The organism is Allocoleopsis sp., from assembly GCF_036703385.1.
Classification (GTDB): Bacteria; Cyanobacteriota; Cyanobacteriia; order Cyanobacteriales; family Coleofasciculaceae; genus Allocoleopsis.
This window is the reverse complement of the sequence record NZ_DATNPA010000064.1, coordinates 1-16,402: the sequence shown is the minus strand read 5'-3', so window position 1 is coordinate 16,402 and position 16,402 is coordinate 1. Positions and strand designations below refer to the sequence as shown.

12 protein-coding genes are annotated in these 16,402 nt (G+C 46.4%); 5 read left to right on the top strand and 7 right to left on the bottom strand.

Going from position 1 to position 16,402, the window contains the following annotated elements; genetic code table 11:
* On the top strand, window positions 1–2,535 hold a 2,535-nt coding region (locus V6C93_RS03515; RefSeq protein ID WP_333475263.1), incomplete at its 5' end, for a CHAT domain-containing protein.
* 314 nt (window positions 2,536–2,849) lie between these two features.
* Window positions 2,850–3,506: a Uma2 family endonuclease gene (locus V6C93_RS03510; protein WP_333475262.1), complete on the top strand. Its 657-nt coding sequence runs from the start codon at window positions 2,850–2,852 to the stop codon at window positions 3,504–3,506.
* A gap of 60 nt (window positions 3,507–3,566) precedes the next feature.
* Here the strand turns inward: V6C93_RS03510 and V6C93_RS03505 are convergent, their stop codons facing one another.
* From V6C93_RS03505 to V6C93_RS03495, 3 genes are all read right to left on the bottom strand, one after another.
* Window positions 3,567–4,283: a glutamine amidotransferase-related protein gene (locus tag V6C93_RS03505; protein WP_333475261.1), complete on the bottom strand. Its 717-nt coding sequence runs from the start codon at window positions 4,281–4,283 to the stop codon at window positions 3,567–3,569.
* A gap of 164 nt (window positions 4,284–4,447) precedes the next feature.
* Complete coding sequence (locus tag V6C93_RS03500) at window positions 4,448–7,057, bottom strand: CHAT domain-containing protein (RefSeq protein WP_333475260.1); 2,610 nt, start codon at window positions 7,055–7,057, stop codon at window positions 4,448–4,450.
* Between the two features lie 270 nt (window positions 7,058–7,327).
* On the bottom strand, window positions 7,328–9,259 hold the full coding sequence (locus tag V6C93_RS03495; protein ID WP_333475259.1) for a DUF3370 family protein: 1,932 nt from the start codon (window positions 9,257–9,259) through the stop codon (window positions 7,328–7,330).
* A gap of 367 nt (window positions 9,260–9,626) precedes the next feature.
* Here V6C93_RS03495 and V6C93_RS03490 point away from each other — a divergent pair, with 367 nt between their 5' ends.
* Window positions 9,627–10,100 carry a hypothetical protein gene (locus V6C93_RS03490; protein WP_333475258.1) on the top strand — a complete coding sequence of 158 codons (474 nt, stop codon included), beginning with the start codon at window positions 9,627–9,629 and terminating at the stop codon, window positions 10,098–10,100.
* 280 nt (window positions 10,101–10,380) lie between these two features.
* On the opposite strand, the gene V6C93_RS03485 is transcribed toward V6C93_RS03490, so the two are convergent.
* The gene (locus V6C93_RS03485) at window positions 10,381–11,166 is read right to left on the bottom strand and encodes a peroxiredoxin-like family protein (protein ID WP_333475257.1); all 786 of its coding nucleotides are present in this window, start codon (window positions 11,164–11,166) and stop codon (window positions 10,381–10,383) included.
* 140 nt (window positions 11,167–11,306) lie between these two features.
* Between V6C93_RS03485 and V6C93_RS03480 the strand changes: the two genes are divergently transcribed.
* Complete coding sequence (locus V6C93_RS03480; RefSeq protein WP_333475256.1) at window positions 11,307–11,588, top strand: hypothetical protein; 282 nt, start codon at window positions 11,307–11,309, stop codon at window positions 11,586–11,588.
* Window positions 11,589–11,756: 168 nt separating this feature from the next.
* Here V6C93_RS03480 and V6C93_RS03475 read toward each other — a convergent pair whose 3' ends face one another.
* A complete protein-coding gene (locus V6C93_RS03475; protein ID WP_333475255.1) occupies window positions 11,757–12,428 on the bottom strand; it encodes a Uma2 family endonuclease in 672 nt (223 codons plus the stop codon).
* A gap of 29 nt (window positions 12,429–12,457) precedes the next feature.
* Here V6C93_RS03475 and V6C93_RS03470 point away from each other — a divergent pair, with 29 nt between their 5' ends.
* Window positions 12,458–12,667, top strand: a complete 210-nt coding sequence (locus V6C93_RS03470; RefSeq protein WP_333475254.1) for a hypothetical protein — start codon at window positions 12,458–12,460, stop codon at window positions 12,665–12,667.
* Between the two features lie 172 nt (window positions 12,668–12,839).
* On the opposite strand, the gene V6C93_RS03465 is transcribed toward V6C93_RS03470, so the two are convergent.
* Window positions 12,840–13,811, bottom strand: coding sequence for a polyphosphate kinase 2 family protein (locus tag V6C93_RS03465; protein WP_333475253.1), 972 nt, complete (start codon window positions 13,809–13,811; stop codon window positions 12,840–12,842).
* Between the two features lie 310 nt (window positions 13,812–14,121).
* The coding region (locus V6C93_RS03460) for a caspase family protein (RefSeq protein WP_333475252.1) at window positions 14,122–16,402 on the bottom strand (2,281 nt) is incomplete at its 5' end.

Here is a 16,402-nt window from a genome sequence, read left to right as displayed (position 1 = left end):
GGGTCTCTCAGCAATGCTTATCAAAAATTGGGAGACTATCAAAAAGTAATTTCTGTTGCAGAACCAGGCTTAGTATCTGCAAGAAAATACAAAGACCGTCAACAAGAAGCAAGCTTGTTAATGAATTTGGGTGATGCTTATCAAGTTGTTGGCAACTATAGCAAAGGTAAAGAGTTCATCGAGCAAAGTTTGGCAATAGCACGAGAGTTGGAAAATCCTGGTTTGGAAGCTCAGGCGTTATCTTACCTGGGTAATCTTTACACCAATAAAAATGGCTATCAGAAAGCCTTGGAGTTGAATCAGCAAAGTTTGAAAATAGCGACAGAACTTAAAAGTCCTTTCCTTCAATCGATACCGCAGTTTAATCTCGGTGATATCTACCGTAGCTTGGGAGATTACCAGAAAAGCCGCGACTATTACCAAAAAGCACTCGCCACAATGCGGCAACTCAAAAACCGCCAAGGTGAAGGTTATGCTTTACTGGCGCTTGCTTCTAACTACTTTTCTCAAGGTGAACCCCAAAAAGCTGTAGAATTCGCCCAGCAATCATTAACTATATTCCAGGAAATTAAAGCACCTGGGTTGGAAGTCTTCGCCACCAAGATGTTGAGTGTTGGTTACGCTGCATTAGACAATGATGCCAAAGCGATAGAGTCAGCACAAGCCTTTTTGACATTCGCCCGGAAAACCCAAAATCCAGTCTGGGAAAAACAAGCACTCAATGTTCTAGGTGCTTTACATCGCAAATTTGGACGCAAAGAGCAAGCCATAGCTGCCTATCAACAAGCATTAGCAATTCCTACCCCGACAGAAGTAGCAGGTAATCAATCTTACAGTTTGTACGGTTTGGCTAGCATTTACCGCGACTTAAATCAACCTAGTATTGCGATTACCTATTACAAGCAATCTATCAACGATATTGAGGAAATCCGGCGTAATATCCAAGGTTTACCACCAGAATTACAAAATTCATTCTTGCAAGCAACTGTTGATTTTAATAACGTAAAAACTGCTGATATTTATCGCCAACTAGCAGATTTATTACTCTCCCAAGGACGGGATAAAGAAGCCCAGCAGGTACTGGAACTATTAAAAATACAGGAAATCCGTGATGTTGCCAGAGGTGGAGGTGCTACCAGCGACAAACCAAATGTGCCTCTAACTTCGACTGAAACCAAGATTCCCGCTGCTAGTCAGTCTTTAATTGCTTTGGGACGCCAGATTAGCGAATGCGATCGCACTAACTGTAGCCAGAAAAGCGCCCTCAATGACAAACTCACTGCTGTGGTAGAACAATTCAATCAAGACTTGCTGAAAATTGACAAAGAAATCCGCGCTAACCGTACCACGGACGATGTTTTCTTCGACCCCCGGAAACTGGCGAAAGCTAGAGAAATTGTCAAAGCACAACCTGGTACGGTGATGATTTACCCCTTGGTGATGGAGAATAAGCTCTGGTTGCTGATGTACTCTGAAGGGGATGTGGTCAAGAAAATTGAAGTCAACGTCGGACAACAGGAGTTAGGAGAAACGGTTGTTCAGTTCCGTAAACTACTACAAAGTCCTAACTCTAATATTGCAGAAGTTCAAGCGACCAGCGCCAAACTCTACAACTGGCTGATTAAACCCCTAGAAGCGGAACTCAAGGCAAATCCAATTAAACATCTAGTCTTTTCCTTGGATCGGGTGACGCGCTACATCCCGATGAGTGCCCTGTTCGACGGACAAAAATACCTGATTGAGAACTACTCTCTATATACGGTGCTATCAGCCGATTTGACCGATATGCGCGATCACCTGCCAATCGGAACTCAAAACACCCCTATTCTGGCAATGGGACTATCGGATGCTGTCTCTGGTTTCAATGCTTTGCCGAATGTACCCGCCGAATTAGATGCGATCGTGCGAACGAAAACCAACGATACCCAAGGCATTTATCCGGGAGAGAAATTCCTAAACCGCGCCTTTGACTTTCGTACTCTGCGAGACAATCTCACGGGATACAAGATTTTGCACCTTGCCACTCACGGTGAATTTGTGCCAAATAGCTCAGATAAGTCTTACCTTCTGTTAGGAACAGGTGAACAGCTAACCATTGCTAAAATTAATGCCTTGACGGGATTAAGTAATATTCACCTCGTCGTCCTATCCGCTTGCGAAACGGCATTGGCTGGGCCTCGTCAAGATGGGGTAGAAATTGCCAGTGTCGCCTACTACTTTCTCAATGGGGGAGCTAAAGCAGTGATGGCTTCCCTGTGGTCAGTTAACGATGCCAGCACTAGCTTATTGATGCAACAATTTTACAAGGATTTAGCTAGTGGAACATCGGAAAAACCGATGCCTAAAGCCGAAGCACTGCGTCAAGCACAACTTAGTTTTTTGCAAGGTAAACTCACGGCTAAAGATGCTCCACAACGAGGACTTGGGGTTATCTCCCAACCTGGGGTAGAGACTACCGTAGCTAATAACAGCCGTTCCAATTTTTCCCACCCCTACTACTGGGCACCGTTTATTCTAATTGGCAACGGATTGTAGAGTGACATCTAAGCTGAAAAAAGAAGTCAGCAGTCAGGAGCTAGGAGTCAGGGGAGAGAACTTTTCATCCAATGCTCGTGAGCGCTTTTTTATTGAAGGGACTTGCACCAAATGAGAGGACGAGCGAGACGCCCATCCCACAATCAATAATTGTGCTTATGGCTAGGCATCCTGCCTACCCTATGCAAGGCTGATTGTGGCTGGTTAGCTTATCTCAGTGCAGCAGTCTAACTCAGGTAGAGTGTTAGCCTGGATATGTTCCAATCCGTCTTGTCAAATGTTCATTGTATAGCTTTAAGCTGGTATAAAATAAAATGCTGTTAGCCCTCGAACAAATTATCGTACCACCCGGACATCAACTGCTCTTAAAAAATGTCAACTGGCAGCAATTCCAAGATATTTTAAAAAATTTGGGTGAAAGTCGTAGTGCGAGGCTTTCTTATAGCCAAGGTACGCTAGAAATTATGACTCCACTGCCAGAACATGAAGATAACAAAGTAATTATTGGGGATTTTGTCAAGGCAATTCTGGAAGAAATGGACATCGAGTTTAGGAGCCTTGGCTCAACGACGTTTGAAAATGAAGCGATGAGACAAGCTGTTGAACCCGATGATTGTTTTTATATTCAGAAGGAAGCCCAAATTAGAGGCAAGAAACGGCTAGATTTAGAAATAGACCCGCCGCCCGAATTAGCCATTGAAATTGATATTACATCCAGAACTAAGTTTAATAATTATCAAGAATTAGGGGTGACTGAACTCTGGCGTTATAATGGCAAAACGATAGAAATTAATATTCTTCAGTCTGGCAAATACGTGCAGTCAGGAACTAGCTTGGCTTTTCCCAATTTACCTATTGCTGATGTTCTCCATGATTTTGTGGAACAAAGTAAAGTAAGAGGGAGAAATGCGACGATGAAAGCTTTCCGGGCTTGGGTGAGAGAACAATTAGCAAGGCATGAACAATCCTGAACATTCAATCATCGAGTTAGCCGGATCAGTTTCCTATATAAATCAGACAGACTCTAGAGTTTAGGCGCAGACTTTTTGGGTAATCGCATCCTGTCCCAACCAGTGACAGAGAAACCCTTTGAGCCAATTTTCCATTGCGATCGCATAAAGTGAATGCTGGTATAGTTGCTCATCACGAGACTGCGCCCCCGGAAGGGTTAGCATGTGAACACCGTCTGTCGTCCAGCGTTCCATCATCTGCCGCGTCATCTCCGGATGAAACTGGACACCATAGGCGTTCTCACCATAACGAAATGCCTGGTTCTTAAAAATTTCGCCTTCAAACAGGGAAACTGCTCCCTTCGGCAGTTCAAACCCTTCACGATGCCAGTGATAGACATACAACGGCTGAGCGAAATGTTCGCTTTCCACTCCAGTCGGCATCACTGGGAAGTAGCCAATTTCTACCATGCCATCAGGATGGGGTTTCACCGTTGCACCGAGGACATGGGCTAGTAATTGCGCCCCGAGGCAAATTCCCAGGTAAGGCTTACCTGATTCTAGAGCAACTGGAATCCAATCCAGTTCGGTACCGATAAAGGGGAGAGTTTCGCGATCGTTAGCACTCATTGGCCCCCCCAAAATGATCACAGCGTTGTGATTGTCCATTGTCGGGGGGAGTTCGTCCTGCTGACTCGGTACTCTGATATCGACGGTATAGCCCCAAGCGCGAAGAATTTGTCCAACCAGTCCAGTATCAGAGGTAGGTTGATGGACGACGATTAGAATCTTTTTCACGAGTTGCACGCCTATAAATTTTCCATCTTAGCGAGAGTGCCATTGGTCTTCAGTTCAGAAAGCACTATTCTCAATTGAGGGATTAAAACAGCGGCATTGTGCGTTACGCTACGCTAACACACCCTATAGATAGAGGCTGTGCCCAAGTCCTAAGCGAATGGAACTTACAATCCATTACCAATCAGAATAAACGGTGCCCAGTAGTAGGGATGGCTGAGGCGACTATTTACCGTAGGCGGTAAACTACTTCTAGTGCGCTGCTGTACTTCCAGTCCCCGTTGTTGCCCCAAGGCTTTGTAATCCCCAGTAATCAGGGCGATTTGAGCTTGTCGTAAGGCTTCGGCTTTAGTGGTACTACCATTTTCCAGTGCAGCATAGAAGGCATCCATCATGGCTTGGGTACCGCCATCATCCACTTGCCATAGCGAAGCAATAGCGGCTCTCGCTCCCGCTCGTTGCATCTGGTAGCCAAATCCAAGAACCTCTTTCCCGTCGCCTAGCTTATCGCCTAAACCCGTTTCGCAAGCGGAAAGTACCACCAAGTCCACATTGGGTAACCGCCAGCTTCCAACATCTCGAAGAGTGGCATACTTGCCATCACCAAACAAAATAAACGACTGCTCTGGCTGTCCTTCAACAAATGCGGCATGAGTAGCAAGATGGACAACGGAGTAGTCGTTCATCTGAAGAACAGTATCTCGGTTGAACTGCTGATCTAACAATCGTGTCGTACTAGGAACGATTTTCGCCAGATTTTCTATTTCTGTTCCGGCATATTTTAGCCCTTGAAAATTGAACTGTTGACTGCCAACTTGGATACTGTAATTACCTTGGGTAAAAGCACCTGCAAAGATGTGCAACTTACTTTGAGGTTTTGTATTGAATTCGGTGAGGCTGAGGGCGGTAATATTGTTGATACCAAGGCGCTGTACAAGCCACTGGTTGCCATCATAGAGAGCGGCAAGGGGGATATAACGCAGTTGTCCGTCAGGGGCGTAGATAATAGTTTTGGCTTTAGCTTGAGCTAAGTCATTGGCAATAGGTTTAATCAGCCAATTGTAGAACTTCTGAGCAGAATTTTTGGCATCTCGGCTAGGATTTTTCAGGACATCACGGAATTCTAGAATGGCTCGATTGAGGTCTTTCCGTTTGACAGCGACAGTTCTGCGGATTGGGGGAGCGTAAGAAGTCACTAATACTAATTCCAAGCGATCCTCTAGAACGAAGGGATAGAGAATGACAGCATCTTGTTGGAGTCGCTTGAGGTTATCCTGTAAGCTGGTGGCGTATTTATCTAAGTCAAACCCCTCTCCCACAGTGGTTTGCCGTAACTGGATGAGCAGTGCTGCAACTTCAGGACTCTTCAGGAAGTTCTGAAACTGTTCGGTAATTTGCTCTTGATTTTTCCGAAGTTCAATAACACGCTGTTGTTGGACTTCGCTTCTATTGGATACAGGAACACTTTCTAATTGTGCGAGTTCTTTCCCCTGTGCAATTGCTTGGTTTAAAATGGCTTCATAGCCCTTTTTAATTTGCTGTTCTGGGACGCGATCGCCAATACCTTGATCCGAATTTTCACTAGCCCGCACATCACGGAGATAGTCCTCTAGCTCCTGCACTTTGAGCAAATCTAGAACTCGTTGTGCTTCTAGGACTCGATCTTGCTTGAGGAGTAAGTCAGCTAAAGAGCGGTATGTATTGGCAATCGTGTCTGTATAAGACTGTTGTTGTTCCTTGGGCAACCCTTGGATATCTCGGCGAATGGCTTCTCGAACATTAACCGATTGCTTATAGAAAATAATGGCGAGTTCGGGCTGGTTATGTTGTGCGAGAAGAGCACCGATATTGTTAAGAACTATTCCCTCGCTGGTGCGATCGCCAATTCCTCGTGCAATAGCCAAGGACTGTTGATAAATCTTCATCCCATTTTGATATTGCTCTGAGGAATAGTAAATATTGCCCAAACCTCCTAAGGTGTTTGCTTCCCCTTGACGGTCTCCTATTTCCCGAACAACTGCTAATGATTGCTTATAACATTCAACTGCCTTTTGATAGTTTCCTAGGTAAAAATAAACATGACCTAGATTAGTGAGTGAATTGACTTTTTCTTTGAGTAGAGCGAAGGGATCGCGGCTAGGTAATTCGCTCATTTTTTCGAGCAGAGCCAAGGATTGTTCGCCAACTTCGCTCGCTTTTTGATATTGCCCTAAATTTCGGTAAGCATTGCCCAGATTGTTGAGCGAAGTAGCTTCTTCTTGGAGAAGAGTGTAGCGATCGCTGTTAGCCGACTGACCTATCTCTCGGATAATCGCTAAGGATTGCTGATAAAATTCGATTGCTTTTTGATATTGCCCTAAGACTCGGTAAACTTCCCCTAGATGGTTGAGGGCATTAGCTTCTCCCGGACGCTCTCGTAGTTCCTGTTGAATAACGAGTGATTGCTGATACAATTCCAGGGCTTTTTGGTATTGTCCTAGGGAAAAGTAAGCATGACCCAAATTAATTAGAGCAATTCCTTCACTAGGGCGCTCACCACTCTTCTGATATAGGGTTAATGCTTGTTGCCAAGATTGTATAGCCGCTTGAATTTGACTGGTTTTATACTGTTGATTTCCTTGCTCTATTAAGCGGTAGGCTTCTGGGTTACGAGTTAATGGGGTTTGAGCCAGTGCTATTTGTGCACAGAAAGGCACTAGAACATTAGGAATTAACGCGGTAGTCGTAGCAGCCAATACAGTGATGAGGGTGGTGATACCGATTCTTCGAGGTTGCATAAGTAGAGGCCTCCCTGGGCAAGCGAGAAAGTGGCTTGCCTATTTCAAACATACCTCTTAAGGCTATGGAGGTTATGCATAAGATATGCTAAGTAACACCATAGCCAAGGGATGGGGATGGCAGGATGGAGCGATCGCACACTGCACATCTGCGTTGGTATCCTGAGGAGCGGTTTTTTTAACGCAGAGTCACGCAGAGGACGGCGCGGAGGAACGCAGAGTTTTTAGGGCAAGATGCAGTGGCTTGGCAGGCAAACGGGAAAGATATCGTTATTTATCCAACGTTTTAACTGTCAAAACTTGCGGTGGAGTGGAATCTGGGGGATAAACTAAGCTGACTTGGACTTTCCGAGTCGCCCCAGGTGGTAGATTCAGTGTGATTAAGGGTTCACCTGGTTGCCCTCGTCGCTGTACGAGATGTACATATCGTGTCTGCGCTTGTCCTCCATCATCCTCATAACTTACCTTCACCGTACCGCGAAAGAAAATCTGGTCAACTCGTGGGTTTAAGAACAGCAGTAAATCTTTCCCCCCCTCATCCTTGAGCGGGGTTTGCATGGATACCGTCACCGTCTGAGGTTGACTTGTGGTGTTTTTGAGCGGCAAGGTGAGATTGTATTCCACCCCATAATTACTGTGGGCAAAATAAGCTGTATCTTCATAGCGCTTTAACATGCGTGCACTTTGGATTTGCCCGGTACTCAGGGTAATTAAATGCAATGTACCCACGACGTAGGAGAACGCCTTCCCCGGTTCAGGGAGGCTGAGATGTTCCCCATTGGGACTATCTGTAATCTCTGCCTGCCATTGCGCCCCCTCAGAGACACCCGCTACACGACTAAACACCGTTGGTTCTCTGGGTGGATCGAGGGGTGTGGGAATTGGGTCGCGCGGCCCTGCAAAACCTCCAGTTTCCAGTAATGTTTGCCATTCTTTCAGCATCGGTGCTCGGTAGGTTCCATTACTATTGCGGACACCTCTCTTGGCTAAATTCGCCACGTAAACCGGCCCATTACTTCTCAACCGCATCATCGTAGAACGACCATTAGAAGCGGGTGCCTGTTCTATGGTAATCGGCTGATTCATCAACATCTGACTTTGCCCTGGCTCAATTACCAACTGTGGTGGAAAAATCCCCTGCCGCACTCCTCGCAGAACATCAGTCATCGTCCGACTGCCAGGGCCAGAGTAGACGCTGCCATCGGCATTATCCTTGATATCGGGCAACTCTTTAAATTGCGCTTCTGGAGTCGAGAGGTAACTGGCAGCTTGCAAAACCTCCACCGTGACGGGGTTGTCACTAGAATTGTGGACAATCACCCCCTGGTAAAGGGTACCCGTTTCTGCCTGAGTTTCCGCCCTAGCGATATGGTGAGTAAAGACATCAAATCGTCCCTCAAAGGGGAAGTTGAGATGGGCAGAGGGCACCTGTTTTCCTTCGGGTGGAAAAGTAGACAGCAAAATCCCTTCTGTTTTTACCAATTCTGGACTGTTGCTGTTAAAAGTAGGAACAGTATCGAGTTTTCCCGGTAACGCCCGAACCGCTTGAGGTCGAGTTTCTACCCCAGCAATGTACTGCTGCTGCACCGCATAGATAAATAATGCCCGACAAATTAACGACGCGACTTCCCCACGAGTGGCAGTTTGATTGGGTTTGAGCTGTTTAACGTTGGGATAGTTAACAACGAGACTATTGATGGTTGCAGCCGCGATCGCATTTTTGGCATAATCCGGAATCTGTGCCGCATCGGTAAAATACTGCCTTAGCGTTCCCTCCGCATTACCGGAAAAGCTAAAATTCTTTGCCCCTGCCAAAACACCAATCGCTTGCACTCTCGGAATCGCTTGATTCGGGAGAAACGTCCCACCCGGATAACCTGAAAAAAACCCCCGTTTGTAAGCATCCTGAATCGCTTTATGCGCCCAGTGACTCGTCGGCACATCTTTAAATGTTGTGCCAGCACGCTTTGCGGGGGCATCCGGGAAAGCATTGAGCATCAGAACCGCAAACTCAGCACGGGTAATGGTTGCATTGGGACGAAAAGTCCCATCCGGGTAACCACTCACCAGCTTGCGCGGTGCCATCTGATTGATACACGCTTGCGCCCAGTGTGTTTGGATATCAGTAAACGCCAACGCACTGGGAATGGATAAGTTCAATAAAGTAAAACTAGGAACCAGGAAATTTAAGCTGAAACGCATCAAAATACTTCAAGACCAATATGATTCTTTGAAGTATTGTCTGAGGAATTTGTTGCAAAAACTAGAGTTTTTCAGCAAACTTCTGGAAAAACACCCAACTCAGCTTATCCCCTCTTCTTCTCTCTTCTCTGAGTTCTCTGTGCCTCTGGGGTTAGTTAGAAATAATCGAACTCAGGTCTAGACACTAAGCAGAATAAGGGTTTTTAATGGAACTCTCGCCACTCGCTGGGAGAAACAATTAAATGGAAACTCAACAACCCCCAGTTTAACCCATCACTAGGTCACAAGAGCTTTGCCACAAGATATCTAATTTAGAAGTTCGACAGCAAAAGATATGACCCGTTAACTAAGAAGAGGTATCCGGGGAATGAGCCGACTTAACAAGTTAATCAGCTTGGCAATCTTAACTTTACTGATTATTGCTTGTACCAAGAGTGCAGACTGGCAAAAGACTCTTGATAGCTCTCAAACACAGAATCCTACTCAAAGGATAACTGTTTTGAAAAAAATAATGAGTGTTGAACCTCCAACCCAAATCGTTGAAGCTCAGTACGTTGGGTACCAGATAGGGGACAACTTTTTAGGCCCAGCGGACTACAGATTTTATGCAAGAATCGTGGTTGAACCCAAGAATATTAGTCAGTGGAGACGCCAACTTCAACCTAAGATACCGCCAACAGAATTTCCTGCCTCTCCTGAGATAAGCTGGTGGTTATCCGGACAAAACCAAGAAGAGTTTGAGTTTTACTCGCCTCATGAACTATTTCAGCAAATACATGGATTTATTGCTGTGAGCCTAAGAAATGAGGGAATTATTTATATCTATACTTTCACTATGTGAGGAAAGATGAGCGCTGAGATTAATTAAGATGAATGGCATTTACTTAAGCCCTAAACTAAAGTTTGGCGTCAAAGCTGAAACCCGTTTTAACGGGTTGAAATGCTTATTTAGTAAGCTTTAGCTTACTTAAGCTTTGAGCATGAAATTTATTTCAAGGCTCTTATTTCAGTGATATTCTACTTAAGATAGATTTATAGTGAGGACTTCAGCGCCCACTTTGTGATGACTAAAGTCTTCCTGCAAAGTCTCGCATAGTGTGGTTTTCTTAGCGGAGATGATATTAGACGAGATCATCCTGTGCAAGACCCAAAAACGAGAGCGGATAGCTCATATTAGCAGCAAAACCTAGGAGTCCCCGATCGCGGTGTTCGTAAAGTAATTCTCCCTGAGCATTGAATAAAAAGGTTCCGCCTCGCTGGGTTAAATAAGCTGCCTCTGGAACGTAGGTGTTCCAATGGCTTAAGACTTCTACCATATTTCGTAGTCGTAGAGTTGCCAGTTCAAAAGGACGCTGATACCCCTTACCTCCGGCTAGATTGAAGAACGAGCCCTTGAGTGGGGGCAAAGGTGTTGCCTTTACAACTTCCTCATCGTCAATCAACTGGGGCGCTTTGCGATCGCCCAAATAACCGCGAAACACTTCAGCCAGAGTCCCAGGACTAGCGATTCCTGCACACATCAGCATCAGGTTTATCCAGGCGTTTTGAGCCGTCGAGAGGCTGGGAAGTTTGAGCGATAGCCCTGGATACAGATTAAGTTTTTGGTGTAGTTCTGCTTTGGGATCGACAAATAGACAATCTGATGGGAACCCTGTGTACTCACAAAATCGTTGCCCCGATGCGCGATCGCCGATACCCACAGCCCGTATCACCAATCCTTGCCTTTGAATCCGGAGAGCTTCTCGTTGCAGCCACCAGGCATATTCAAGAGTGTCAAAATCTCCCAGTTGAGGCCAAACCAGGACTAACAGCCTCCTTTCCAACTCACAAGGGCTCAACAGTGGCACGATGGCTCCATCGCTAACCCGCATTTTCTGAGCTTGTTTGAAGATGACGTAAGCATCCATAGAATTGGTTTCTTGAAAAACGGGAGAATCAAGAAAAGTATAATCTCTTTTAAGAATCTAATAAGTAGAATTTTCCTCGAATTGAGAATACGACTAAGGGGTGAGGGTTGAGCCTCTTGGAGCGAAGTAAACTCTTATTCATGGAAAATAGCTTATTCGATAAAACGTTCCGAGACAGCGAGGGCAATATCGTTATTGCTCAACCGCCAAATCTACCGCTTTTGGTTGGGATTACAGCAACTGTACTCAACTTAATTGTAAAAAGCGGCAACATCCACATAGCTATAGACGCAATAGCGTTTGGCTCTTTGTTTACTTGGGCGTGGCAGGAGCTATTCGAGGGAGTTAACTATTTTCGTCGGGCGCTAGGTTTACTCATGCTGATTGCCGTAATCGCTTCGAGGTTCTCCAACAACTTCTGAGTACCAGGGAGCGCAACTTGACCAACGGCTCTTGTAGCAAAAGGCGGAAGGCTCCAAGGCAGAAGGCAGAAGGTTTAGTACTGATACGTGGTGCGTTTCAGCGGTTAAGTCTAACCTAATCTGTATGGCGATAGCTGTAATGAATTGTATGATTGAGTACTTAACCTCTCACCCTTGGCTAAAAGTCTTAAGTAGCCACAGATTAATCTTCGTATCATCCTCAAGATGACTGCGTTTGATCGCCTCCTCCACCAGAGCGATCGCCAACTCCGGCAAAACCAGAGACTTGCTCACTCGACCACTGCGCCCAGCCGCGATCGCAAACGCAATCACTTCCTCTACATTCAAATCATTCACCCAATATTCCTCAACCCCCGACTGTTCATACAATAAGCGCTTCCGTCCCAAATCATCACTAACAGAAGTGCTACCAATTTCTACAACCAACGTCGGTGGATCATATTCTTCCAAATCGATGGGAGAATCCGTTTGCGGCGGCACTTTCAAACCCGAACCAATGTAGAAAGCCAAGTCGGGTTGAAATTCGCCAATACCGGCCTTCCGAAAACTAGTATGCGCAAACTCAACAATCCGGACATTCTTAATGGTGGCAAAAAGACTAACCGCCTTGGAAATAATCGAATATTGACGGCCATGTCGAGGGCCAAGGGGCGACATCTCAATTCTTAAGAGTCCTTGATGGTAATAAAACCTGCCATCGAGATAAGCAGGATCTTCCGCCAGAGCAATAAACTCTTCCCAGCTAGCTTTGACCCAGGTATCTGTCGCCAAACTGTTGACTACGGCAGTGCCCCTGTGCCCATCCGAGGAAATCATCATGGCGATTTGTCTCCCACAAGTCAGCAAGAGTGAAGAATGTTACCGCGCTCCAGTTGATAGAGCGTGATAATAGGCGATTCCTTACCTTGGGCGCTGCCAAGAGAACGCAATCGCGTCTTTCTGGCTACCTGCAACACACCGCTCGGTTTTACTCATCCTGGGAAGGGCAACCGCCACTTTTCACTCTTCTAGAAAAAATTGAGCCATCAGGAATGCTTCAGGTCTATCTTTTGGAGTAATTTAAGAATTTTAGATGTGAGATTTTAGAACCTGCGCTTGCATGTTACTTGGGAGAGATTATTGGTCTACTCTCCTGGGCTATGTTCTAAATAGATGCAACACAGAGTTCTCTTCCCTATTGGCCATCCTCACCAATGGGGTTTCTTTTTAGTTAGGATTGAGCCCTTGAATTCAATCAGGAATGACGATATTTTTCAAACCCTTCTCTCCATTTGGGTATTGAGGATTTATCGCTTCTAATGTATCTGCGATCGTGCGAGCGACGACTAAATTGCGATACCACTTTTTGTTGGCTGGAACAACATACCAAGGAGCATAGGCCGTAGAGCAATTACTAATCGCATCCTCAAATGCCTGCTGATATTCGTCCCACAACCGTCGCTCTTTAATGTCATTTTTGGAAAACTTCCATTGCTTGTCCGGATTTTCCAATCGACTCTCCAAGCGACGCTTTTGTTCGTCTTTGGAAATATGCAGAAAAAACTTAAGGACGGTAATGTTGCTGAGCGTGAGCATTTGCTCAAATTCATTAATGATGTGATAGCGTTGCCGCCATACATCTTCTTTTACTAAATCATGAACACGTACAACAAGAACATCTTCGTAGTGAGCGCGGTTAAAGATCGTAATCATGCCACGTTGCGGTACCCGATGGTGGTAGCGCCAGAGAAAATCGTGACTTGCTTCTTCATCACTGGGGACTTTAAACGACCAGACTTGGCAACCTTGAGGGTTAATTTCGCGAAAGACGTGTTTAATGGTGCCATCTTTGCCCCCAGTATCCATCGCTTGTAGCACAATCAGTAAGCTACGTTGATTTTCGGCATACAAACGCTCTTGTAACTTACGAATTCGCTGACGATGTTTTTCTAGTTCTGCCATCACCTCTTTCTTTTTTCTGTAATTTTCCGAGGCATTGGGATCGATGTCACCTAAAGAGATACGCTCTCCAGGTTGCACTCGATAGAGGGGATAGTTTGGCTTTGGTGGCGGCTTGTCCACAACGACTGTTTCGGGTGCCGTCACACTCGCTGCATAAGTTGTCGCTTTCTCTGCGGCTTGTTGTGTTTTTTTGCTCTCTGGGTGAGTTGTACCATTAGCAGACGCTTCCCTGTCTTCTGGTAAATGTTTGTTTTTACTCATTATTTTTTCTGCTCATTGGACTGTACTCAAATCATAGTTGAGCTAAAGCAGAGGATACCCAAAGAGTGACAAACCGATCAAAAAGCTGTATTAGCTCCATACAGGGGCAATATCAAAGAAAAGATGGAGCGGCTTAGGTTACTTTTTCGGATTTCCTTGGTAGCATCCCAAAGGCCCTGACAATCCCAGTACGGATAAAGAGTTTATGGACGGCTTTCCAACGGAAGGAACTCCTGCCGCCGAGCAAATGGTGGAGCAGTGGAGAGGGTATTTCTGTTAATCGTTGATTGCTCAACCTGAACACTAGCTATCACACCACCTGATAGATAAAACTTAGGGTAGCCCATGCATTAACATCTAGTGCATAGCTATCGGAGGTCGTGCCCATCAACTCTGGAGCAACGGCGCTAGCATTGTGTAAATCTTGGAGGACAGAACGAGCGACTTCCAAGGGATTAAATAAATCCCCGATGCGTTCCCCTTCCCTTTTACGTCGCGCAGAGTCCAGTGCCATGAGACTCTTGGTGAAGGGGGTTTGACTGCAAATCAGTTGAATTTCTGCCAGTCCTGCTGGTTCTTGGATCACCCAGTTAGACCCCGAAGATTGGGGCAGCGTTAAGGTTTCCCCAGGGGCAATCACTGCATTTTTCAGGGGGGGTTTGTTTTCTGCGTCCTCTGAGCCTTGAGAGGCTTGGTTATGATAAAGCGCGATCGCATTGCCACTGGTATCCATACCCAGTAGCATGAAATAGATTGGGCGATCGCTATAATTTTCCAACCGATATTGGATCTGACTGCCAATCGGCACCGTGGGCAGATTGCCTTCTCCAACCTTAGCGATAAACTCACTCATCTTCTTGTTATCAGCAAATACTTTTGAGGGTGAAGAGGAGGGCGAAGACGCTCGCCAGGTTTCTCGTTGCATCACCACAGTTCCTTGAGGGGAAACCATCTCTAGGGACGCTCGGATGCCCAAACGCGAAGACCCTTCATTGACCGTTAGACGCAGCAACTTAGCGGCTAATAAGGTTTCTAGCTTAGGGATAAGCCGATTAACCGCTGATCTTACAGCTTCTCCAGCTTCCCCTGGCGTATTCCGCATCGGTTCACTACCCAGATACAACAGCCCATAGCCCCCCGTCCGTCCTAACCCATCCATCCCCTCTGGGCGTGTTGTGGCTACATCCACGGGTACACTAACAGCAACGGGTGCCGCCCCAGTGGATAAGGGTACTTTGCCAAACACATAATCAGCGGGTTGCTCTCCTGCAATCACCACCGATGAGACAGGCGGAATAGCAGCAAAAGCACTCGTAGCATCCACCCGCTCAATCCGTTCTAGAGTCACATCCAGAGCGATGGTTAGACCTAGATTGCGGGGTAGGAGACGAACCGCTTCGTGGACTAACTGCCCAACCTTGAGGGGATAATTATCCGTCACACTGAAACCCATAATTCTCGCTCTTGCCGTCAGCCCCTCTTTTGAGCGAATTTGCAGTTGTGCTGATGTGGGGGCTGGAATAGACAAAAGAGAACTCCCTTGTCCCCCCTCCCCAGTGACGGAGGGGAGTGAGTCATTCGGATAAAGGCTGACAATAGAATTGGAACCGTAGTATTCCAGAACGGTTGCGGGAAGCCCTGCTAACCACAACTGTGCTGTTCTGCCATTCTCTTCAACTGCCGTCACAACGCCATCCGCCCCGATACTGGGATCGGGAGGTAAGTAATACGCGAGTAATGAACTCTGTTGGCTTTTTTGATGGATGACACGGGGCTGTTGCTCTGTTCCTACCATTTGATTCACCATGCCCGCAGCACGACTCAAGCTAATCTGAATCGTCGTTGCTGGTAAAGCGTGCCACAGATGTTGAGTGAGAGCATAGGTAAATAAACCTGCACTAAAGCCATTCCATTGCCCCTCTGTCGCCAGTTCACTCGGCCCTGCGGCAGCGAGAACAATTCCTGCCATTTGATTTGGGCTTATGGTGTTGAACCGTTTTTCCCCGATGGGGTTGGTGCGAAGCCGGATTTGTTCTTGAAAAGCCAACTCATTGGGACTAGGAGCTTCTGCGGGTGGGTTGGGGGAAGACCGGACGCGGAGATTTCCTTGGAGGACACGGCTTGAACCGATGTAGCTGGTATCTAGGATCGTGGTGACGTGGTCTGTCGGTAGCGATCGCAACAGCAAAACCAGGGTATCTTCGAGTAAATCGTTCCCTACGGGAGCGCCGTTAGTTTGTACGATCCCATCGCTCGGCACGAGGCTATTTTGCAGGCGTACAGAGCCATCGCTGGAAGAGTCCTGACCCATCTTGACCTGACTACCATAGCCACTGAAGTGAAACACCAAAACATCACCGGCCTTCGCTTGCTCGGTTAAATGCTCCACAAAAGCGGTTTCGATATTCTCCCGACTCGCTTGGCTATCCGTCAGTGTCAAGATATCTTGTTGCTTGAAGCCAAATCGATGCAGTAACAGTTCCCGTTGCAGTTCCACATCCGTGACACAACCACTTAAGGCCATGTTCCGAGGATACTGGTTGATGCCCACCAGTAACGCTAACTTCCGTCCGCCTGGTTGTGCCAATGCT

Bases quoted from the DNA above. Each gene is read 5' to 3' on its own strand.
- V6C93_RS03510 (WP_333475262.1), top strand. From the start codon at position 2,850: ATGCTGTTAGCCCTCGAACAAATTATCGTACCACCCGGACATCAACTG.
- V6C93_RS03500 (WP_333475260.1), bottom strand. From the start codon at position 7,057: ATGCAACCTCGAAGAATCGGTATCACCACCCTCATCACTGTATTGGCT.
- V6C93_RS03495 (WP_333475259.1), bottom strand. From the start codon at position 9,259: ATGCGTTTCAGCTTAAATTTCCTGGTTCCTAGTTTTACTTTATTGAAC.
- V6C93_RS03490 (WP_333475258.1), top strand. From the start codon at position 9,627: ATGAGCCGACTTAACAAGTTAATCAGCTTGGCAATCTTAACTTTACTG.
- V6C93_RS03485 (WP_333475257.1), bottom strand. From the start codon at position 11,166: ATGGATGCTTACGTCATCTTCAAACAAGCTCAGAAAATGCGGGTTAGC.
- V6C93_RS03480 (WP_333475256.1), top strand. From the start codon at position 11,307: ATGGAAAATAGCTTATTCGATAAAACGTTCCGAGACAGCGAGGGCAAT.
- V6C93_RS03475 (WP_333475255.1), bottom strand. From the start codon at position 12,428: ATGATGATTTCCTCGGATGGGCACAGGGGCACTGCCGTAGTCAACAGT.
- V6C93_RS03465 (WP_333475253.1), bottom strand. From the start codon at position 13,811: ATGAGTAAAAACAAACATTTACCAGAAGACAGGGAAGCGTCTGCTAAT.